Source organism: Cohnella lupini (assembly GCF_003386205.1).
Taxonomy (GTDB): Bacteria; Bacillota; Bacilli; order Paenibacillales; family Paenibacillaceae; genus Cohnella; species Cohnella lupini.
Genome location: NZ_QRDY01000002.1, coordinates 90,299 through 109,370, shown reverse-complemented (window position 1 = coordinate 109,370; position 19,072 = coordinate 90,299). Strand labels below are relative to the sequence as shown.

25 protein-coding genes and 2 tRNA genes are annotated in these 19,072 nt (G+C 47.2%); 4 read left to right on the top strand and 23 right to left on the bottom strand.

Annotated features, from left to right (window positions below; all coding sequences use genetic code 11):
- Nucleotides 1-51 precede the first annotated feature (51 nt).
- From DFP95_RS04835 to DFP95_RS04745, 18 genes are all read right to left on the bottom strand, one after another.
- Nucleotides 52-801: a DUF1906 domain-containing protein gene (locus DFP95_RS04835; RefSeq protein ID WP_115991461.1), complete on the bottom strand. Its 750-nt coding sequence runs from the start codon at nucleotides 799-801 to the stop codon at nucleotides 52-54.
- Nucleotides 802-888: 87 nt separating this feature from the next.
- Nucleotides 889-1,131 carry a hypothetical protein gene (locus tag DFP95_RS04830; RefSeq protein WP_147304132.1) on the bottom strand — a complete coding sequence of 81 codons (243 nt, stop codon included), beginning with the start codon at nucleotides 1,129-1,131 and terminating at the stop codon, nucleotides 889-891.
- 8 nt (nucleotides 1,132-1,139) lie between these two features.
- Nucleotides 1,140-1,379 carry a hemolysin XhlA family protein gene (locus tag DFP95_RS04825; RefSeq protein WP_115991459.1) on the bottom strand — a complete coding sequence of 80 codons (240 nt, stop codon included), beginning with the start codon at nucleotides 1,377-1,379 and terminating at the stop codon, nucleotides 1,140-1,142.
- Between the two features lie 313 nt (nucleotides 1,380-1,692).
- Complete coding sequence (locus DFP95_RS04820; protein WP_115991458.1) at nucleotides 1,693-3,207, bottom strand: GBS Bsp-like repeat-containing protein; 1,515 nt, start codon at nucleotides 3,205-3,207, stop codon at nucleotides 1,693-1,695.
- A gap of 29 nt (nucleotides 3,208-3,236) precedes the next feature.
- Entirely contained in the window at nucleotides 3,237-3,437 is a 201-nt protein-coding gene (locus tag DFP95_RS04815; RefSeq protein ID WP_115991457.1) for a hypothetical protein, read from the bottom strand.
- An 831-nt stretch (nucleotides 3,438-4,268) separates the two neighbouring features.
- On the bottom strand, nucleotides 4,269-4,688 hold the full coding sequence (locus DFP95_RS29090; RefSeq protein WP_220376325.1) for a hypothetical protein: 420 nt from the start codon (nucleotides 4,686-4,688) through the stop codon (nucleotides 4,269-4,271).
- 13 nt (nucleotides 4,689-4,701) lie between these two features.
- Entirely contained in the window at nucleotides 4,702-5,283 is a 582-nt protein-coding gene (locus tag DFP95_RS04795) for a YmfQ family protein (protein ID WP_115991455.1), read from the bottom strand.
- Nucleotides 5,276-6,340 (bottom strand): baseplate J/gp47 family protein, encoded by a 1,065-nt coding sequence (locus tag DFP95_RS04790; protein ID WP_115991454.1) that lies wholly within the window; start codon nucleotides 6,338-6,340, stop codon nucleotides 5,276-5,278. The genes DFP95_RS04795 and DFP95_RS04790 overlap by 8 nt, the downstream gene beginning before the upstream one ends.
- Nucleotides 6,340-6,744, bottom strand: a complete 405-nt coding sequence (locus DFP95_RS04785) for a DUF2634 domain-containing protein (RefSeq protein ID WP_115991453.1) — start codon at nucleotides 6,742-6,744, stop codon at nucleotides 6,340-6,342. Before DFP95_RS04785 ends, DFP95_RS04790 begins: the two co-directional genes overlap by 1 nt.
- Nucleotides 6,741-7,040, bottom strand: coding sequence for a DUF2577 domain-containing protein (locus DFP95_RS04780; RefSeq protein ID WP_115991452.1), 300 nt, complete (start codon nucleotides 7,038-7,040; stop codon nucleotides 6,741-6,743). The genes DFP95_RS04785 and DFP95_RS04780 overlap by 4 nt, the downstream gene beginning before the upstream one ends.
- Entirely contained in the window at nucleotides 7,037-8,005 is a 969-nt protein-coding gene (locus tag DFP95_RS04775; RefSeq protein WP_115991451.1) for an XkdQ/YqbQ family protein, read from the bottom strand. The genes DFP95_RS04780 and DFP95_RS04775 overlap by 4 nt, the downstream gene beginning before the upstream one ends.
- 5 nt (nucleotides 8,006-8,010) lie before the next feature.
- Complete coding sequence (locus DFP95_RS04770; protein ID WP_115991450.1) at nucleotides 8,011-8,685, bottom strand: LysM peptidoglycan-binding domain-containing protein; 675 nt, start codon at nucleotides 8,683-8,685, stop codon at nucleotides 8,011-8,013.
- Nucleotides 8,685-10,109 (bottom strand): phage tail tape measure protein, encoded by a 1,425-nt coding sequence (locus tag DFP95_RS04765; protein WP_115991449.1) that lies wholly within the window; start codon nucleotides 10,107-10,109, stop codon nucleotides 8,685-8,687. The genes DFP95_RS04770 and DFP95_RS04765 overlap by 1 nt, the downstream gene beginning before the upstream one ends.
- 171 nt (nucleotides 10,110-10,280) lie before the next feature.
- The gene (locus DFP95_RS04760) at nucleotides 10,281-10,703 is read right to left on the bottom strand and encodes a phage tail assembly chaperone (RefSeq protein WP_115991448.1); all 423 of its coding nucleotides are present in this window, start codon (nucleotides 10,701-10,703) and stop codon (nucleotides 10,281-10,283) included.
- A 17-nt stretch (nucleotides 10,704-10,720) separates the two neighbouring features.
- On the bottom strand, nucleotides 10,721-11,185 hold the full coding sequence (locus DFP95_RS04755; RefSeq protein ID WP_115991447.1) for a phage tail tube protein: 465 nt from the start codon (nucleotides 11,183-11,185) through the stop codon (nucleotides 10,721-10,723).
- Nucleotide 11,186: 1 nt separating this feature from the next.
- Nucleotides 11,187-12,503 carry a phage tail sheath family protein gene (locus DFP95_RS04750; protein WP_115991446.1) on the bottom strand — a complete coding sequence of 439 codons (1,317 nt, stop codon included), beginning with the start codon at nucleotides 12,501-12,503 and terminating at the stop codon, nucleotides 11,187-11,189.
- A gap of 2 nt (nucleotides 12,504-12,505) precedes the next feature.
- Nucleotides 12,506-12,679 carry a hypothetical protein gene (locus DFP95_RS28785; protein ID WP_181907253.1) on the bottom strand — a complete coding sequence of 58 codons (174 nt, stop codon included), beginning with the start codon at nucleotides 12,677-12,679 and terminating at the stop codon, nucleotides 12,506-12,508.
- Between the two features lie 100 nt (nucleotides 12,680-12,779).
- Complete coding sequence (locus DFP95_RS04745) at nucleotides 12,780-13,349, bottom strand: sigma factor-like helix-turn-helix DNA-binding protein (protein ID WP_115991445.1); 570 nt, start codon at nucleotides 13,347-13,349, stop codon at nucleotides 12,780-12,782.
- A gap of 271 nt (nucleotides 13,350-13,620) precedes the next feature.
- On the opposite strand from DFP95_RS04745, the gene DFP95_RS04740 reads away from it, so the two are divergent.
- The 3 genes from DFP95_RS04740 to sda all read left to right on the top strand — a co-directional run bounded on the left by DFP95_RS04740 (nucleotide 13,621) and on the right by sda (nucleotide 15,029).
- Nucleotides 13,621-14,025: a helix-turn-helix domain-containing protein gene (locus DFP95_RS04740; protein ID WP_115991444.1), complete on the top strand. Its 405-nt coding sequence runs from the start codon at nucleotides 13,621-13,623 to the stop codon at nucleotides 14,023-14,025.
- Between the two features lie 79 nt (nucleotides 14,026-14,104).
- Nucleotides 14,105-14,665: an ImmA/IrrE family metallo-endopeptidase gene (locus DFP95_RS04735; RefSeq protein ID WP_115991443.1), complete on the top strand. Its 561-nt coding sequence runs from the start codon at nucleotides 14,105-14,107 to the stop codon at nucleotides 14,663-14,665.
- Between the two features lie 190 nt (nucleotides 14,666-14,855).
- Nucleotides 14,856-15,029 carry a sporulation histidine kinase inhibitor Sda gene (gene sda / locus DFP95_RS04730; protein ID WP_115991442.1) on the top strand — a complete coding sequence of 58 codons (174 nt, stop codon included), beginning with the start codon at nucleotides 14,856-14,858 and terminating at the stop codon, nucleotides 15,027-15,029.
- Nucleotides 15,030-15,165: 136 nt separating this feature from the next.
- Here the strand turns inward: sda and DFP95_RS04725 are convergent.
- Nucleotides 15,166-15,241, bottom strand: a tRNA-Thr gene (locus DFP95_RS04725).
- Nucleotides 15,242-15,883: 642 nt separating this feature from the next.
- A tRNA-Thr gene (locus DFP95_RS04720) sits at nucleotides 15,884-15,959 on the bottom strand.
- A gap of 153 nt (nucleotides 15,960-16,112) precedes the next feature.
- Between DFP95_RS04720 and DFP95_RS04715 the strand changes: the two genes are divergently transcribed.
- Nucleotides 16,113-16,721 (top strand): DUF3298 and DUF4163 domain-containing protein, encoded by a 609-nt coding sequence (locus tag DFP95_RS04715; RefSeq protein ID WP_115991843.1) that lies wholly within the window; start codon nucleotides 16,113-16,115, stop codon nucleotides 16,719-16,721.
- A gap of 84 nt (nucleotides 16,722-16,805) precedes the next feature.
- On the opposite strand, the gene DFP95_RS04710 is transcribed toward DFP95_RS04715, so the two are convergent.
- Genes DFP95_RS04710 through DFP95_RS04700 form a run of 3 tightly spaced genes read right to left on the bottom strand, consistent with a single transcriptional unit; the run spans nucleotide 16,806 to nucleotide 19,049 of the window.
- Nucleotides 16,806-17,507 carry an SDR family oxidoreductase gene (locus DFP95_RS04710; protein WP_115991441.1) on the bottom strand — a complete coding sequence of 234 codons (702 nt, stop codon included), beginning with the start codon at nucleotides 17,505-17,507 and terminating at the stop codon, nucleotides 16,806-16,808.
- 18 nt (nucleotides 17,508-17,525) lie between these two features.
- Nucleotides 17,526-17,978 (bottom strand): VOC family protein, encoded by a 453-nt coding sequence (locus DFP95_RS04705; protein WP_115991440.1) that lies wholly within the window; start codon nucleotides 17,976-17,978, stop codon nucleotides 17,526-17,528.
- A gap of 24 nt (nucleotides 17,979-18,002) precedes the next feature.
- Nucleotides 18,003-19,049 carry a LacI family DNA-binding transcriptional regulator gene (locus DFP95_RS04700; RefSeq protein ID WP_245987365.1) on the bottom strand — a complete coding sequence of 349 codons (1,047 nt, stop codon included), beginning with the start codon at nucleotides 19,047-19,049 and terminating at the stop codon, nucleotides 18,003-18,005.
- Nucleotides 19,050-19,072 lie beyond the last annotated feature (23 nt).

Genomic DNA, 19,072 nt, shown 5'->3' with positions numbered 1-19,072 from the left:
TTCGGTTGCCATCAGGATATGCAGTTTCTTTGGGTATGGAAACCTGCTCGGCTATTTCACCGAGGATTCGAGCGGCAATCCCGCCGCTTTGCGTACTTCGTTGGCTAGCCGGTTGTATTCTTCCTTGTCCGTCTTCGTTGTCGCGACATACCAGCCCGCTGACAAGAAGCGAATGATTTTCTCCGCGTCGTCCTTGCTCATCGTCGGTTCCTCCTCCGCCGTATTCCACCAGCCCTCGCCGTCGTAGGATACGTTCAAGTCCAACGAGACGCCGGCGATTACTACGTTATTTTGATATTGATAGACGTTGGCGTGATCGCTCTTCTTTCCTTGGCTCCATGCGTAGGTTTGCCAGAAGCATGTGCAGGCGTTACGCTTCGCCATCTCTTCCACGACAGCATAAGAACCATAGACTCCGGTTAAATAACCCGGTATTTGTTTAGCTGCGACTATCAAATATTGTTCAATCGCATCGTAGTCCCTCGGCTGGGCATCGTAATCGACCGCGAAATAAATCGCGCTTCCTTCCGGTTGACCGACGAGCTTAGTCTCCTTGAACGCCGCTTTCCCGTCCTCTTCTCCCGCCGCAGCTCCCCCCGCCGGTCTGTTCGCGGTCGTCTCGAACACGGAGATAACTTGCATCCCTGCTTTCGATATCGCATCCGCTTCGCTCGAGGTAAGCCTCTTCCAAGCATAGCTCGACGGGACAAGGTATCTCGCCGCGAAGCGATACCCTTGCTGGGCTAACGCCCTTGCGTTGATATAGGTGAGAGGAGTGGCGCAGTCGATTCCTTTGGTCATAGGGTGATTGGACTCCTTTCTTACGGCAAGCTAATCCTTAGATCCTTCATTAGATGAGATATCCCGATTCGGGGTGTCGGCTTATGGTTATACGTTCTCCCTTTTCTTCGTGTAATGATATAAACCCGACGCCGTCAATCCGATGATCGAAATGGTCGTTAACGATTGCTGCACAGTTGGCGGTGCCAGCACGAAGGATGCCGCGATCAGCAGACTGATTAAGTGGTAATACTGGCTGGGAATGCGGAATTCCTTCGCTATTCCCACGTAAGCCGCCACTATCGGAGCTAGCATGGCCACTTGGCCGGATAGGTCGGCGAGGTTATCCATCGTTCGGTTCATCCTCCTTGTAAGTTAGTTAAAGTAGCTATTGCGGCAGCGAGAATGGCTCCGACCAGCGTGCGCCAGAGCCAGCGCTGATTGTCGGCTATTTCGTCAATCCGTTTATGCGACGTCCTCGCTATCTGCAAGGCTTCAAGCGCAGTCTCCCGAACGTCCGTCATCGCATCGATCTTCGTCTCCAAACGAACAACGCGCTCCCGGATATCCGAGAGCACGCGCGCTTCTTCGCTGGACATGTTATCACCTCCGGGTGTGGATTTAACCAAAATGACACAAAGATTATTTGTTCTCTGATTTTTAAGCTCAACGTATCAGACAAGAATTACAGTATTCCTTAGAGCCCTTATATGAGCGCCTTTTCTATTAGTTACATTGGCGCTAATCGTAGGGGTGGTCCATGCAGGAATGTCGGATGTTGGTTGCCAATTCACCTATCTGGCTTTGAGATTCGTTTCCCGACATGTTTATCGTTCCTCTCCCGATTCAATAATTTATATAAGGATCGAGTTGAAACTATTTACAGCGCATGTCGTCTGACCTCCCTTCGAGTTATAATTGAATTACAGCATTACGTAATTCCTTAATGTGTATTCCCTTACGATTGGTGACATCTGCCGTAATTGTAGGATCAGTATATACCGGCGGGGTAATTCCAAGCGTTGTAAACATTGATGACATAGCCGTACGAAGTTCCGTGATATGCACCGCCCTTACACCAGTTACGTTAGCTGAGATCGTAGTAAATGAAGCTACTTCCAAACCGCGAGCAATACGTACGGTGTTTATCTTACTGCGTAATTCATCGATCCATACCTTACGAATAGCCGTATCAGCGTTACCGATGTTCGCGTCCGTCCAATTGGGATTTGATATTGCCAATGTGAGGGTGTTAGACCACGGCCCATACGCTACTCCGTCATTAGCTCTGACTCTTACATAATACGTTCCATAAGCGAAATTTGCCGCAGGTTGCCATGTAGTTACAGTACCAGTCGCTATCCTACCATTCGGAGTGAAATGATCAGGATTTGCATCTGAAGTCGCTGTATGATAAATAGTTGTGAAAGCCACATCCGTTGCAAATTGTATTTCATAAACTAGTGAATTAGCGTCAGGGTCTGTTGCAGAGAGCCTAACCTTCGGCCTCCTGTTGTACAAAGTACCAGAAACAGGCGTAGATATAATTGGAGCGTTCGGCGAACGACCTATAAAGGTGGAAACGGTACGAACAGCTTGGCTATTTCCGTTGTTATCGAACGCATAAACATGCGTTTGATACTCGCCGTAATAGTTTCCGTGATTTGAAATAGGAATGTCATAGTACCAATGTCCTCCACCTGCATTAACGCCGTTATACCATTGTATGTCATCTTGACCACCAGGAGTTGTCCAAGTCGGGAATTGAACCTTTTGAACGCCAGATCCTGCATCAGACACTCCAGTGACCTCAACGCGAAAGGTTTGTCCTAGTGTCAAGTTTAAGTATTGTGCTGCAGGTGTTCCTCCGGTAGCCGTGGGAGGTATGGCATCAGGCGGAATGTAATCAATCACAAGATAAGGACGATTCGCTTCAGCTTCTGATGTAGGCCACCATACAGCTTGACCGTTACTACCTAAACTTCCCCAGTTACCAATGAACGCGCCATAACCAGTTCCTGCTTTTTGAGCAATCATCTGCATTGTAATATTGATGTTAATCCATTGTGGTCCATGAACATAAGCTGAACCTTCATACTGCGGACCATCCACATAAAGAACAGTCGGAGTATTGTAGTAGTGTATTGTCAATTCGTTCCAATCGGAAGTTATTGTGTTAATTCTGAATGCATAATAATCTCCGGTATTAAGGTTCCTCGATGAAGTATAAAGATAAAGGCGCGCTGAGGTTATTGTGGCACCGGCAGGGACAACTGATAAGTTAGGCTTTATATATGAATAAGCTTGTCCGCTGTCTAATCCTTGCCCTACACTTTGTTCGCTTATTGAACCTTGTTCACCAGCATAAGTTGAATAAGTGTAAGCATCGTGCCAAGTTGAATCCGCGGTGATTGTAACTTGTGCCATATCTTCACTTCCAATCTTGTATTATTTGTCTAAGGTGTGTACGTCCTTGCAATTGCAAAAGCGGTAGCTACAAATACTGTGTTTGCAATCGTCGTATCCGAATCGCCAAAGGTTGCCGTCGGAAAGGTCGGTTTTCCGGTAAAAGCAGGGCTGTCTAGATCTGCAATTTTAACCCATACAGGCTTGAAAACGATATCTTGTGTTGTTGTAACCGTTCCTGTCTCGAACATTTCATTCCTCCGCCTACGGAAAATTAAGCGAATTCCTCTTGCTCCTGAGGACGCATGAGTGTTTCAATATCTCAATGTTTGCCCCGTAAGTGTAACCCTAAGCAATCCACAAATTCGGCTAAAGATATGTGGGATTGTCAACGGACTTTACACCGTGGTCGACGTTTGTGAATGTGGCCTCAGTCACAAATTGCAATTTGAAACTTAATGCATTTCCATCCGGGTCGGACATAGCCATCCTAATTTCAGATCGATTATTGTATAAAGTGCTATTATTTGCCGGGCTAGAAATCACACCGACATTTGGTTTGCGATCTACATACGTATACAAAATACGCATCGCTGAACTGGTTATTATCAGCATTATCGTAATCGTAAACGTGGGTTAGATACTCTCCGTAGGTATTGCCATGGTTGGCTATTGGAATGTCTACATACCAATAACGCCACCAGCATTTGTACCGGCATACCATACGAGATCATCCTGTTCGCCCGCTGTTGTCCATCTAGGGAATTTCCGATATTATACCGTTCGATCTAGTTGAGTAACCGGAGGTTAGTGAAGGTTTTACTTATATGGAACCCCTAGTGGATTCATTAAATATTATTCTGCGCACATTAGGAATTACCCGGCTTAGTCCCTGTCCATATTACATACACTTTACAACGACATTACCGGAGGGTTTTGCCAGTAAGAACCGCTTGTGAGCTTAAAGTCTAAAATGTACCGGTGTTCCTAGAGTTTACCCATGACATGTTTATTCGCCGCTGTCACTGTACTTGCAAGTGATATTTCCAACACAATCAATATCATCTTCACCAAGCCCTGAATTATGGAGCATATGTTCTAGCAAGAGCCACGGCAGCCGTTACGAAAGCTGTAGTTGCCAACTGAGTCGTACTTGTACCGGCAGAAGCGGTAGGTGCTGACGGAATACCACTAAAAGAAGGTGATGACAGAGGGGCTTTCCCATTAATTGCTGCATTAATAGCAACATCCCGTGCTCCCATTGTATCGATGTCGCTTGCAACTGCAGGATCAGCAACCTTTGCACGACCTGCAGAATCACGTTCCATTAAAGTACTTGCAGTAGCTGCGCTGGTAGAGCCGTGAACTCCCGATGTGTCTCCGACATGTTCATTATAAATCTGCAGATTTGCATCAAGCAGGTCATCGTTCCTATTATGGTTTGCTACAGTTGCGTTGTCCGAAACTTCAATTTTTTTAATTCCGCTCCGTAGAATAATCAATTCTTAATCCCCCTTATTCAATATCCCAAGTTTCTAATTGTCCGAAAGTGATACCTATATTCTCAATATCTCCAAACGTCAGGCCACTCTCTTGAAGCGCGCCAAAGGTAGTGTAAGTAAAGGAGTAGTCAACAGATAAATGAGCCGGTTTAATCTCTTCGATAGCTGCTTTAAGGTCATCCAGATTCGGCGGGATACCCAAAGTATCGATAAACTTAACCGTAAATGAGTAAGCTTCTTCTTCCGGAATTACATCAACCTGCCCGCCGTCAAACGCTTCCGCTACTCTCTTAATGAGTCGCGTTGTTACGGTACCGACGCCTCGAATCTTAGAGTAGATAACACTACGCCTCTGCTCTACGGGCTTGGAAGAATTCGTTTCGATACCTAGTTCCCGCTCCCACTGATCCAATCCCCAAGTTGCGGTTTGTACGAATTGCTGATCGAGTTTTTGAGCGACTTCATCGATGATATCGTCCAGCTCTTTGCCTTGCGACGCCAATATGGATTGCATCGATCGAGAAGTAGCATAGAATTCAGGAAGGTAACCCATCATTTCCTTTCCACGAACACTCGTAAGACCTAAGTTACTCATGCAAGCTCACCGTCCCCAAGACGGCAACTTGTCCCATTCCCATTTCGATATTAGCGCCGTTACCGTTTAGGGTTAAAGCGGAGAAATCGACGATGTTCGGATTATCCAAGAAAATGGCGGAAACCCTTATCGTACGAAGTAATGGTTCGTTATAGGCAAGTTGCTTAAAATAGTCCTTCAAGCTCTCCTCGAGCTCCGTCTTGACGGAAGCAAGCATTGCCCCGGATACGAGAGAGACTTGTACGTTAATATGAATGGGAACTTCAATAGCCGGTGCGACCGTTACTCGGGCTCCAATCGGGGCCTTACCTTCCCCCACGCTCGGAATTGGTGCGATATAAACTTGCACCTCATCGACAAGCTCCGTACTTGGAGCTCTTTTCTCGGAATTCAACACGAACACTTTGACCGTACCCGGTCCATTCCAGATCGGTTGTACCTGAACTCCTCCGACTCCCGGTATTTCTTGCGCCCACTGAATGTAATCCGATATATTACCGCTCGTACCGGGTCTGCGAACCTTTTCTAGAAATCGCTCCCTCAATATCCCATCCGATTCCTTATCTTCCCCCGGAATAATAACGTCCGACAAAACCGCGCTCGCGAGATTTTCAATATAATCGATCGGTAGCATACTGCCGAAATGCTGATTTCCGATAATGCCGGCAATCTCAGATTCGAGAATATATTCACCGATATTCTGACGTTCTAACACGATAAAATTTGTCTTCGCAATAGAGAATCTGCTTCCGACGGGTACGTCGGTCGGTAGATTGGAGGAATTAAAGAACTCGCCTTTACGTCTAGCTTTGCTAGCCAAGCTGCGGACGACCCCAAACTCCTCCGTACGCCTATCGAGATATTCTCCGCTTGCCGTATTCGCAAAGGACAAATCCATCGTCCGATCCATTTCGGCATATAATTCCGACAATTCCAGCGCAGCCGGTGCCAAAGCATCATATATGATGCTACCCTCCCGCTTATCTAAATCTTGCTGAACATTGTTCAACATCCGTTGAATAATCGTTTCGAATGTCTGATTCTCATACCTAAGCATCAGATCACCTCCTGCGAAGCCTGAAAGCTTCCTATTGGGGTTACTACCGTGAATCGGGCAAGCACAGCGTTCTCTTGAAAGGACACTTCCATATCTTCAACCGCGTCTATTCGTTCGTCTTGCAAGAGCGCTTCCTCGATCCTTCTCTTTAACTCGGATCTGTAGATTCGCCTATCTTGCCCGAGTAAGGATATCATTTCGATGCCATAATCGGAGTCATACGCTAAATACTGAAACCGTTCCGTTTGCAATATTTTAAAAACGGCTTGCTTGACGGCTTCTATTCCATCGATTTTTCCGGAAATAAGACCTGATTTCGGATCGAATCTATACGTTAGGGAAGTACTTTGGAGATCGAAATCATCGCCTAATTCAGTTCCAATCGAGTTGCCGGTTGGAATCATATCTTCACCACCCGGTCCAAAATAATATATTGTTGTCCGCCTTGTGCCCGCAATAATAACAAGTAATCGTCTTTGGCAAGCGCCTCCCGGATAGTGACTTCCTCCGAGCCAATCAACACCTTACACTCTCTGAGGCTTTCCGGGATAAGCAGCAATTCTTCCGAGAGGATGAACCTTTGATCGATTAGCACGGATAACGGATTCACCTCTACTACTTGTCCATATAGCACGGTAACGGGATTGGTAGCCTCAACAGCTCCTACTCCCGCTTTCTTCATGATCTCCAGTAAGCTCATGCGATCACCTTCACGTTAAGAGACATATAATGATCATTTCCGTTAAAATGGTGGGAACACTCGTCAACGAGAAAATATTGTTTGATATCGAGCGTCTCCAATATCACATAGACGAGAACACCGGCTCGTACTTGAATGTTCCCTATGGAATCCAGCTTTAGCGTTTTCGATTCGCGATTTTTCAAGGTCATCATTTGAATCAACTTTTCGTTGATTTGAGCCGCATTCATTTTTTCGTCGGCTTTCTCGAAGTATTGCAATCTGCCCCACCGTGCGATATTTCCGCTATCCTGAGCGATATAGACGTCTCGCTTCCCGGTTTCTTTATTATCCTGAACGATCTTGATTCGGTTAAAGGTATCGCTATCTATGGAACGATTGAAATCGTAACTGTAGACCAAGCTATCGTCACCAATGACTAAATCCAGTGCTAACTCCGTAATATTTTGAAGCGTCAAAGAACCGAATTTGTCATAAAAAACATAGTTCTGCAAAGTTGCAACCAAAGTACGATCAAGTGCCTTGCATATAATATCCATCAGCTTCACGTTATCTTCCACCATAGCCGGAATGGAATGTTTGGTATTCGCAAGAACGCCTACTTTCAATTGCAAGTCTCCCGCGATTTTTTGAATGATCTGCGTGGCTGTCATACCATTAAGAACATAAGTTTCGTTAGTCATCAGGTACCGTAGTTGATCGTAGGCCAATATTTTTACGTTTTCTTCGATTCCGCTGTCAACCGAAAATACGTAACCATAGAAAAGCCCTACGCCGTCCTTAACAAGCCTGACGACATCTCCTGGATTGCATTTGAACCCATTCGTCTTAGTTAATCCGCCGATTACAGTAAATTCGCAGCTTGACGCTTTGCCAATCCGGCTAGTTTTCCACTCAATATCAGACGAGATCATTGATATATCCCATATGTCGCCATTTTTATTATCGATCAGAAGCTCAATCATCCCGCTCACCTTCGCTTAGGAAGCTTCAGTATGGAACCTATCCGAAGCGTCTTGATTTGAGAATCTGTAATACTGTTTAATTTCTGAATCTCACGCCAGCGGGCATCGTCCCCTAGCATTTTCCTTGCTATTCGAATCAGGGTATCTCCAGCCGCGATTTTATAGGTAGTAGGTTTCACCCGTTCATCCGGCCTTGTAGTATTATTTTTGGCAGCATTAGATTCGGCTGTCGTGCTGCTAATCGTGACCTTCTTTGGTGCGAAATAAACATATTTAAGCAACTTAACGGAATACTCGATGTCTCCGGGCGTGCCTGCTACTTCCTTCCAATCAAAGCTTTCGATGCTCACCGGCAAATTGATCTCCACATCATTCCCCACGTAAATCAAACGGAGAGGTTTTCCGCTATTCATCCAGTCTCGAATCAGGGTTACATATTGCATGGGTTTTAATACTGTTTTAGCGGATGAATGAAAAGGGTCTATATGGAAGTATCCGTTGAACGAAATTTTCGAGAGCGAGCTCGGTTGAATAACGTTTATCGGACCGCTGCCCGAGATTTCATAGATCTTGCCGTTTCCTTGCTCATTGATTTCAATAGAATCGGGCAAAATCGGAAAGAGAAATCCCTCTTCTTGATCATTAGTGCTCAGACTGAGCTTGTATTCCGTTTCGGCCACTAAGCATACACCCCCTGCGCGGAGGACGTAATCTCCTTGGTCATCGCTTCCTCGATTCTTTTCAACATTTCGTTTACGTCGACTTCATTCTGAATATCTCCAGTTTGAACTTGCACCGTAGGCGTTAGCGTGACGAAGTTCTGAATACTTTTGATTTCGGCGAGTTCCCTCATCGTCTTCAAATCCTCGCTAGACACGTCGACGGTGTCGTCTATTTTGCCGATCCGGCCGACTTCCCCTACTCTAGGAATATCGGCGGTGGCGGCACTCCCGGCATCCCACTTTTTCATATCCGGGTTTTCCGGTATTGCGGGCTTTTCGCCTGAGGGCTTACTCAACTTATCTAGGTGAAGCGCTGCTTTATCAACGTTAAAATCTTCAGTCGCATCTGCAATCGTATTAAAAGTGTCTTTGATTCCGTTCTGTAAACCTGCCTTGAATTTACTGCTATCGATTCTCTCTAGTTCAAGGTTAGCCTCGGCTTTAATTCCAAGAAAACTTCCCACGGCATTAACGACCTTATTAATTCCCGAAAGAAAGATATTGACCCCGTCGATAAAACCGTTGATGAATCCTGTCCACATATCGATGTACCATCCAACGGCAGTTGAAATAATATCGCCCATTGTCCGGAACATCTCCGCGAAAAAATCCCTAACCGGTTTAAGTGCAGCGATTATGGCTAACAGTGCGACGATAAGTCCCACGATGAGTCCGATAAAAAACGGAATCGGATTGCTCCACATGGCCATATTCAATGCGATTTGTGCCATACGGACTACGTTGATTACACCTTGATACACCGCCATAATCGCCGAAACGGCAAACAAGATGCCATAATATGTGGCAAACGCCGCTACCAAGCCGAGCACAAGAGGCCCGATTACCGGCAATGCCTGTAAAAACAAGTCCCATAACCCCTGGATGATAGGAGTCAAGAACATGATTCCTTGATTAATGATTTCGAATAGCCAAGTAAAGAAAACTCCGGCTAGACTAATAATATCCGTCACCGATATTCCCAATTGATCCAAAAATAATAAGATTACTCCAATTGCGGCGCCTATTAATAAAATGGGCCAATTCAACGACAACCAAACGGGGATCGTTTTGGTGATAAGATCGCTCATCTTCGATATATTACCTAGAATGTCTGCTTCGACGATGTCATTAATCGAGCTTAGGATCGGTTGGACCATCGTTAACTGTTGAGCGGCAGCACTCGAGGATTGCGAGGAACCTTGTTCATTAGACCCCGAAACGCTTTGGCTCGACCCTCCGCTCGTCATGGTCTCTTCCATCGCCCGCGGCACTTCGCCCAGATTCTGAAATGCATCAGCGGTTTGCTTAATGGATTTCATCAACGAACCGTATGTGCTCTCAACCTCGTTAAACAAGCTCAATGCCGACTCCGCACTTGCCATATCTTCACCTCCCTTTCCTTTTCGAACGTCTTTCCTTCTCTACCCTTAGATCGATCATGGCGAAGATGGCCGCCTTCTCGCGGCGACTCATCTTCATCATGTCATGCGGCAATACGTGAAGCTCATGGAGGGCGTAGTAGGCATAATTAGCCTCCGAATCGCCCTCCTTGATTAGTTTTTTACTTCATCCACCAACTCGGAAGTACTGCGGTCGAATCCGTTCAACTCTTGAACCTTGCCAACAAGCGCCGCATACTCTCCGGGCAACAGCATTTTGCGCAGCAAGTTTTCCGCTCCGAATACCGAGTAAGATTTTTGCAACTCGGCATCTTTTAGATTCGGGTATTCGACGCTTGCCACGACCAATTTGACCATGTATTCGTCAGCGCTCGTCTCCGGGACATACCCGCCGTTTTTCCCTTTCACTCTCTTCGTCGCGGCTTTGCGGCATTCTTCATTCTCCGCCTCGGTCATACTGCGCAGCTTCCATGCAACTTGAATCCCATCGTTACTCTTGAATCTGGAGGATACGATAAATTCTTCGCTAACGTCCGTTGCCGCATTTTCCGAGAAAAAGACCCTAAGATCACTCATTCGATCGTTCCCCCTAGTTATGCCTGAATCGGCTTAACGAATTTGTCTTGAATATCCACGTCTTCGAATGTAAACTCGATTTCTTCGTCGAGTCCTTCGCTTTCCGTGTCTAATTTGGCCATAATGATGCTATTCAAGTTTACTCCGCTTAACGTAATCGTCTGTTTGCCGATCGAAGAAGCCGGATCTTCATTGACGACGACGATACTGAAATAAGTATCCCGACCGCTCTTGATGTAATCCAGCATCATTTGACGGAATAGAGAGGTTACGTAGTAGACAGTCATGCTTCCGCTACCGCTCCAACCAATTGCCTTGTGCTGCGTGACCCGCTTTCCAAGCGTTTTGACCTCCGCTTTTTCTTTTTCCACCTTGGCCTCCAGGGCCTTAATATAGAACATTTCCTCTACTTGCCCGTTAATGGTCGCGTATGCGCGGCCTTCTTGACCCGAAATCGTATCGGTCGCTTGTAAGAATGCCATCTTACTTCACCTTCACTTTCATATATACTTTTTCGATCGCATCGACCGGCTGAATGTTTAGTTCCACGTATACGCTATCCGTTTCTACTCCCGGTAACACTTGGAGATCCGTTTGCGCATTGAAGTTCTGAATGATTCCGTCGTTTACAAGAATGTTCAAATACGAAAGGCATTCAGCCTTTAAGAGATTTCGGCCATCAATGTTGTTGTCCACTTTACCGATATAGAAGTTCTCGAAAATCGATTTAAAGTCGTTGGCTATCCCGTCCATGACCCGAATGACCCGGTTTTTGGAGAACGCTTTGCCCTTAGTCGGCGAATAGTCGCGAAAAGTATTAATATCCAGCTCAACGATAGCTCTACCCCTATTTTGGACAAATACGAAGTGGCCACCCTTCAGCGCTGCTTCGATTTCCGTATGGGTATATCGAATATCGGCATCGACGGCATCATCGTAAGCTTGATACGTCAGCGATTCCGACATCTCGGCACCCGCCGTAGCGCCTGCTACCCAAGCCGTTGCTTTGACCGCATCCAAAATCGTTCCATCGGACAATACAACCCCGTTCTTAACGCTAATAATCCCTTCATGATCCGCAATCGCGTAATCCGCGAGAACGGCTTGGACCTTACGCCCTTCATCTTGACGCAAACGCTTCACGAACGCTCCATATAAAGATTTAAGAGTATTATCCGCTGAAGACAACACTACCGTATTGAAATCATGAACTTCGATTGCGGTTAGAAAATCGGAATAGTCCTGATTAAGGACAGCTCCGTCCGTTCCGCCTGTCAACGGTATTCCAGCGCTCGTGGACAACGTCCCCGTGCCGCCGAAATCGACCCACCCGTTATCCGAAAGCGAAGCGACATTCAATACCGTTTGAATATCTACTATTTCACCTGATACAAGAGTCTTAACATCGAACTTGGTATTATCGTCAACATTATCTTCTATAATGATTGAAATTGCGTTTCCTCGAATGCCGGCATACCGCGCTGTAAAAGTGATCGTTCCTTGCGTTGCCGTAGCCTTAGCTCCTTCGTTCAGTCGATAAAGCAGCAATGTTTTAGCGCGTTTCAAGGCTTCTCTAATTAATAATGCCTCCGGGGCGGATTGATCGTAACCGATTTTGTCCGTCAACGTTTCCCCGGATTGAATGGTCATAATTTGTTTGGATCGGCCCCAACTCAGCGAAAGCGCCAAAGCAACTACGCCTTTCTCTCCAACCTTGCCTAAGGGTTGACCATCCCCCTCGAAATTAATGTACACACCCGGTCTGACTTTATTTTGCGTAACCCATGTTCCTCCTGCCATGCTTATACAACCTCCTTGGTCGCGAATTGATCGAGAATGTGATTTACCTCAGCAACTGCATACTTCGTTTCTTCATCTAGAAGCGCATTAATCGCATCCTTCTGAGAAGGGGTGTACTTCTGCGAAGCTAGAAATTGGCTCTTAGCATAAGTAACTCCAGACGACTTCTTCCCCATAATCCGATCATCCTCCTATAGGTGATATTGATCATACCGTTTCGATTTCTTCAAAACGGGCCTCTCATAACTAAGTGGCAACCGTACGACAAGTTCGACATCAACCGACAAGAACGATCATGCTTCCAATGTTGTCCGTTACCTTGCGTTGAGCCCGTACCATATAAGTGCCAACGCTTGACTTGCTGATGCTTAGCAGTGCCGCGATTTCCGCATGGGAGTAGCTTTCTCCGAGGGCTAGCGTGTAACAGTTGCGTTCGCGTTCGGTTAAACCCCGAAGGGCGGCTTCGAGGCGAAATCGGCTTTCCTTCGGCACCTCTTGGCCCGTCTCCTGCGGCATTGCCGTATGAATGACCATGGGCAGCTTGTCGGGATCCGTCGGAATTTCCCTTTGATATCCGGCACGTCTCTCGATGCCTCTTCGGTTACCCGGCCTCCTCCCGGTTTCTAGCCATTCGATAATATAGGAACAGCTAGCGATCATTTCAATGACCAGCTTCCGATCTTTATCCAGCGTTAAAATGTTCTCCATATCTTCGAGACTTCTCACCGGCTCCAGCTTTCCGATTCGCACCGTAAGCTCGTTCGCCGTGCGCAGAAGCATTCTCCTCGTTTCCGAATAACTCTCAATTGTCGCTGGCCCTAGATCTGTAATCCGATTGAATTCCATTTTAAAACCCCCTCTATTGTTTTGCCAATTTGGCAAATACGGACTATCGGTAATGCTTAGCTGAATCCCTTCATCACTTATGCACAACTCGTTCAGCAATCCCCTTCATGCTGAATCACTCACTTATTGCCAAATCGGTAACATATGCTCATCATAATTTGCCAAAAAGGCAAAGTCAACATCTATTTTGCCAAAATGGCAAATTTAAAGGTTTACCAAAACGGAAAATATGATATACTGAAATTATCCATTACAAAGAAGGAAGATTACCATGTCGTTGGGTTTTCGTTTGCGGGAACGACGCGAGAAATTCGGCAAAACGCAATTAGACGCCGCTAAGCATTTAGGTATCAGCAACGTTCAACTGTCTAGATACGAAACGGATGACCGGAAGCCGGATCCCGATATGCTGATTCGTTTCGCCGAATACTACCATACAACCGCCGATTATTTGCTAGGCCGAACGGATAAAGCACTCGCTGATTTAAGCGATACTCCAGCCACCACAGAATATCCCGTCTTCGAGGAATTCATCAATAATCCGGAGCATGGCGTGTTTTTCAAGGATTACTTGAATGCCCCCGAAGAACGGAAAGAGGAAATGCGCCGTTTCTGGGAATTCATTCAGGAGAAGGAAAAGGGTCGGAAACCAGGTGACCGGCAACACGACAATTGATCATTGCTCACGAAGCCCGCAAGGGCTTTTATTTTCCCCATAAATACGAACATACATTCTCATTATAAGGATGGGCCTAATGTACAGATATTATCAAACGACCCCATTGGAGCAATGGATCGAACAATTGTGGATCAAATCCGGAATCGTCGCTCACTCGCACTTGAACATCGACGAAGTGGCTACGCGTTTGGACGTGTGGGTTCATTATATGAAAAATACGAGCCGCGCCTTGGAGTATATGGGGATGAGGTCTATTATGATCGACAACCGCCAAGTACGCGAAGTCCAGTGGGAAGATTTCTTGCATGAGCTTTGCCATGTGCTTCGGCATGCGGGGAATCAGACGACGATGCCGCGTTTATTCTGCGAGGGTCAAGAAGCGGAAGCGAATCGATTCGTGCTTTATGCGGCCATCCCTTTCTTCATGCTGCGCACGCATAGGCTTCCGGACCGAATAGATGAAGCTGCGGAGTATATCGCCTTCCACTTCGGGGTTACCCACGAATTGGCGCTCAAGAGATTGGAGCAAATCCAACGCAGGATTTTTGCCACCATTTTGTGGGACGAGGCATTGAAACAAGAAGCCCGCAATCTTGTGCTGAGAATCGATCTTCGCGGCAAAAAAGCGGTGTTATAACGCGCAGCTTTACACATTTGAAAACAATAGGATTATTCTAATAGTCATCCAGATGTTTCCACGCAAATCTATGAGGGTAATGGAAATTAAAGTATTTAATAAACTAACATCTAGTTAACAGTTACACTCCCTTTTCTTTAACACTTAGGCGGTATGATGACATTATCAATTTACTTAAGGTGGTGATAACGTGCGGGATATTAGGGACACGGTACACGCTTTGGACAATACCTTCCTCATCAACAAATTCCATTTAGCCTTCGAGCAATCTCCCGATGACGAATTCATCCAGATCCTTCTCGAGGAAATCATAAATCGCCAGCTTACGATCGAAGAAGTTTTGGATACGTCGAACGTTCATTGAAACTCAACGGCAAATGAAATAGCCAACAGAGCCTTCTCAGGCTAAGTTGGCTATTTTATGTTACGAGGTATGGCAGTCGTAAAAACAAAAAATCCCCGCTCAGCCTAAGCTGCGCAAGGATTGTTCATGTAATAAATGGTGCCGACTAGAGGACTTGAACCCCCAACCTACTGATTACAAGTCAGTTGCTCTACCAGTTGAGCTAAGTCGGCGTAATTTATGGCCTACAAGAAAAGATTATACCTCGGTGGAAACCAGTTTGCAAGAGGTTTTTAAAATTAGATTCAACTTTTTGTCGAATGTAGGATTTGATCCGCGATTTTCGTCGTTTAATACGGTACGTTGGTGCGTTATTGTGGCAGGAGTTTCGGTTCTCCGTTGTATTAATGGTAACTACTCACTTATGACAATACGTCACTCGAGGATATTAAGAGGAAATAAGCCGTTCTTGGCACGGTATTTGGCCCACGGGAGACACTCTCGGCAAAATAGCCATTCCTGGCGCGGGTATTCGGTCCACCGGAGACACTCTCGGCAAAATAGCCATTCCTGGCGCGGGTATTCGGTCCACTGGAGACACTTTCGGCAATATAGCCATTCCTGGCACGGGTATTTGGCCCACGGGAGACACTCTCGGCAATATAGCCATTCCTGGCACGGGTATTTCGCCCGCCGGAGACACTCTCGGCAAAATAGCCATTCCTGGCGCGGGTATTCGGTCCACTGGAGACATTTCCTGCGAAATAGCAACTCCTTACACGGGTATTCGCGATCGGTCACACTTGCCCACCAAGCAAACAACTAAAAACGCACCCCCGAAAACCTCGGAAGGCGCGCCGTCATTGGATAAAGAATGGTGCTGATGAAGGGATTCGAACCCCCGGCCTACGCATTACGAATGCGTTGCTCTACCAACTGAGCTACATCAGCAAATTCTTTATTAGAATAGTAATTTCCGCGGCAAAAGTCAAGATTCTAACTATTGGAAATCGCGGATTGTTTACACCTTAACTGAATGAACCGGTCTTCTAAGCCTTGCATAAACTGGGAGGATAATAGCCCAGACGGCAAAGGGGAATGAAGATGAACGGACAGACCGCAATGCTCCCGATCCGGATTCGGACGATGACCGCCAAGAACGTCAAGATTAACGTCCCGTACGTGAATGGCGGAACCACGGCCGCAGCCCAGGAAGCCATGAACAAGAAGATCGCTTCGGCCAATCAGCAGTTGCTGAAGGAACAGGGATTTCCCAGCAATGACATTCAGCAGATGGACGGTACCTTCGAAATCAAGACGAACGAGAGAGGCGTGCTAAGCCTTTCTCTTCTGAACTACTCGTTCACCGGGGGCGCCCACGGCAATACGCTCCAGAAATCGCTCACCTTCGATGCCGATACCGGGCGTAGCTACACGTTGGGAGAGCTGTTCAAGAAGGACAGTCCTTACGAGGCTCGCCTCAACGCGATCATCCAAGCACAGATTAAAGCAAGGCAGCTTCCGCTTCTCGTCGATTACCCGGGCATAACGCCGGATCAGGATTTCTATATCGCCGACAAATCGCTGGTCATCTATTTTCCGCTGTACGCTATCGTTCCCTATGTCTGGGGCTTTCCTTACTTCCCGATTTCGGTGTTCGAGATCCAAGATATTATCGACGAGGATGGTCCGCTGGGCTTTATGATGTATTGAGGTAGCTCAGATGAGAAAAGCTCGCAAAAAATAGGCTTGCTCCGCATAAGACGGGGCATGCCTATACTATGTAGTACGAATACGTTATAAGGACATTTGACGACCCCTATGATCCACGAAAAACGCTTCTTCGCTTACGATCGTTTTGCGCTCCAAGATATCCAGGATCCCGCTCGCGCTTTCCGAAGCTTCCATCGGCGCTTTATCGCCGCCCATATCGGTACGAATCCAACCCGGATGTACGGCTAATACCCGAATCCCTCTTGGCCTTAGCTCTTCGTTAAGCTGCTTGGATAACATGTTCACGGCCGCTTTCGATATCGCGTATGGATAATCGCCGCCGTATGCCCCGGCGAAGCTACCCGCTTCGGAAGAGATGTTAACGACATTCGCGCCTGCATCGTCGGTAAGCAAGGACGTCAAATGCTTAAGAACGATCATGGGACCGAATAAATTCACTTCGAAAGTTAGCAGCAATTGGTCGATCGGAAGAGTTCCGATCTTATGCTCCCGAGCAAGCAGTACTCCGGCATTATTAATGATTCCGTCCAGCTTGACGGATTCGCCGCTTAATTTCTTGGCCAGCTCCGCGACATCGTCCTCGCGGGTCACGTTCATTCTTTCGATCCTTAAGAGTTCGGGAAAACCTTTCGCCAGAGCCGGCAAGTTCTCCGAATGATCGCCTATATCGCGAACGCATGCGATGACTTGATGACCGCGTTCAACTGCCAACTTGGTCAATTGAAATCCCAAGCCTCTTCCGGCACCCGTTATCAGTATGTTCATGTAAGCCTCCTATGAGCTTTAATCGTTCTCCAACAGCTCGACCAATACCTTCAATTCGCTGAACGTATCCATATACGCATACCGGCCGCCCGTGTATTCGCCTTTCTGAAGCAGAGGCATACCTCCGGCTTCCATAAGCGAGATCTTCTCCTTCATTCCCTTGATCTGGAACGCGATATGATGGAATCCTTCACCGTTCTGGTTCAACGAATCGCGCCACGTGCTCGAATGCTGATCGGGCTCGATTAATTCAAGCTGCAACGAACCCATATCGAAGAAGGCGAGTTTCGCCCTGGCCTCGGATCTTACTCCCCGAACTTCCGTCTGCGCGACGTCGACCGCGTCCGTCCAGAACCAATTCGGCTTGTCGACTCCGAAGAAATCGGCGTACGCTTTCGATGTTTTCTCGATATCGTTGACCAGAAGCCCGATTTGCGTGATGACATTGTTACCCAATATGTTGCTGTTCATGGATAGCCTCTCCTTTTTCATCAGCTAGATTTTCTTGCAGGAATCTCGCGCGATCAAATTCAAGTCTACCGTGAAGCGGGTGAACTCCGTACTTCGTTCTTCAATATGCTCGATCAAGGTGGCGGTTAGCTTCCCCATCATCGCGCCGAAATCGATCCCCAAAGTCGTCAACGCAGGCTGAAAGCGGGAGCTTAAGGCATGATCGTCGAAGCCGATGACCGATAGATCGCCCGGAACCTCGATGCCGCCCTCCTGCAAGGCTCGCATCGCTCCGAACGCCACGCTATCGTTCGCCATGACCATCGCCGTCGGAAGCGTCGCTTCCCGTTCCAAGAATAGCGTCATCGCTTCGTATCCAGATTCTTCGCTGAATCCGCCCGGCAGAATCCATTCCTCTCTGATCGGTAAACGATAATGCTCCATTGCCATGCGGAAGCCCTCGAGCTTGGACGGGCCCGAATACCGCCTCATATCCCCGCAAATCAAACCGATCTCCCGGTGGCGCAAGCTCGCAAGATACTCTATCGCTTGCATCATGCCGGAGGAATTATCGAAATTCGCGATGATCCGATTCGGTTCGCTGCGACCGGGCAGTCCCTGATCCACGACGGCTACTTGGTAACCGTTCTCGATCAGCTTCTCTATGAACGGCTCCTCGTTCGCCGCGCCGATGAATATTCCGCCGTCGATGCGTCGCTGGTAGAAAATATCCTTAACGCCCCGAACGCTCTCGACATTATTGGCATCCCGGATAATATGAGTGAGGACGTAATACCCATGGGATGAAGCATTCTCGATTACGCTGGCGATCAGCATGTTCGAAAGAATATCGCTTGAAACATGTCCTGCTTCGATCATGAACAATCCGATCGTTCGCGTCCTCTTCCCCGCCAAAACTTGCGCGGATGCATTCGGAACGTAATGATGCTCCTCGATAATCCGCAGCACCTTGTCGCGGGTTTCCGGCGGTACGTTCGAATAATTGTTGATGACGCGACTGACCGTGCTTCGCGACACGCCTGCCAGCTTGGCAATCTCCGTGGAATTGATTTCCGTTTTCTTCAAGAGCACATCTCTCTTTCGTGAACACGCGT

Coding starts and splice junctions, on each gene's coding strand:
- DFP95_RS04835 (WP_115991461.1), bottom strand. CDS start 801: ATGACCAAAGGAATCGACTGCGCCACTCCTCTCACCTATATCAACGCA.
- DFP95_RS04830 (WP_147304132.1), bottom strand. CDS start 1,131: ATGGATAACCTCGCCGACCTATCCGGCCAAGTGGCCATGCTAGCTCCG.
- DFP95_RS04825 (WP_115991459.1), bottom strand. CDS start 1,379: ATGTCCAGCGAAGAAGCGCGCGTGCTCTCGGATATCCGGGAGCGCGTT.
- DFP95_RS04820 (WP_115991458.1), bottom strand. CDS start 3,207: ATGGCACAAGTTACAATCACCGCGGATTCAACTTGGCACGATGCTTAC.
- DFP95_RS04815 (WP_115991457.1), bottom strand. CDS start 3,437: ATGTTCGAGACAGGAACGGTTACAACAACACAAGATATCGTTTTCAAG.
- DFP95_RS04795 (WP_115991455.1), bottom strand. CDS start 5,283: ATGAGTAACTTAGGTCTTACGAGTGTTCGTGGAAAGGAAATGATGGGT.
- DFP95_RS04790 (WP_115991454.1), bottom strand. CDS start 6,340: ATGCTTAGGTATGAGAATCAGACATTCGAAACGATTATTCAACGGATG.
- DFP95_RS04785 (WP_115991453.1), bottom strand. CDS start 6,744: ATGATTCCAACCGGCAACTCGATTGGAACTGAATTAGGCGATGATTTC.
- DFP95_RS04780 (WP_115991452.1), bottom strand. CDS start 7,040: ATGAGCTTACTGGAGATCATGAAGAAAGCGGGAGTAGGAGCTGTTGAG.
- DFP95_RS04775 (WP_115991451.1), bottom strand. CDS start 8,005: ATGATTGAGCTTCTGATCGATAATAAAAATGGCGACATATGGGATATA.
- DFP95_RS04765 (WP_115991449.1), bottom strand. CDS start 10,109: ATGGCAAGTGCGGAGTCGGCATTGAGCTTGTTTAACGAGGTTGAGAGC.
- DFP95_RS04760 (WP_115991448.1), bottom strand. CDS start 10,703: ATGAGTGATCTTAGGGTCTTTTTCTCGGAAAATGCGGCAACGGACGTT.
- DFP95_RS04755 (WP_115991447.1), bottom strand. CDS start 11,185: ATGGCATTCTTACAAGCGACCGATACGATTTCGGGTCAAGAAGGCCGC.
- DFP95_RS04750 (WP_115991446.1), bottom strand. CDS start 12,503: ATGGCAGGAGGAACATGGGTTACGCAAAATAAAGTCAGACCGGGTGTG.
- DFP95_RS28785 (WP_181907253.1), bottom strand. CDS start 12,679: ATGGGGAAGAAGTCGTCTGGAGTTACTTATGCTAAGAGCCAATTTCTA.
- DFP95_RS04745 (WP_115991445.1), bottom strand. CDS start 13,349: ATGGAATTCAATCGGATTACAGATCTAGGGCCAGCGACAATTGAGAGT.
- DFP95_RS04740 (WP_115991444.1), top strand. CDS start 13,621: ATGTCGTTGGGTTTTCGTTTGCGGGAACGACGCGAGAAATTCGGCAAA.
- DFP95_RS04735 (WP_115991443.1), top strand. CDS start 14,105: ATGTACAGATATTATCAAACGACCCCATTGGAGCAATGGATCGAACAA.
- DFP95_RS04715 (WP_115991843.1), top strand. CDS start 16,113: ATGAACGGACAGACCGCAATGCTCCCGATCCGGATTCGGACGATGACC.
- DFP95_RS04710 (WP_115991441.1), bottom strand. CDS start 17,507: ATGAACATACTGATAACGGGTGCCGGAAGAGGCTTGGGATTTCAATTG.
- DFP95_RS04705 (WP_115991440.1), bottom strand. CDS start 17,978: ATGAACAGCAACATATTGGGTAACAATGTCATCACGCAAATCGGGCTT.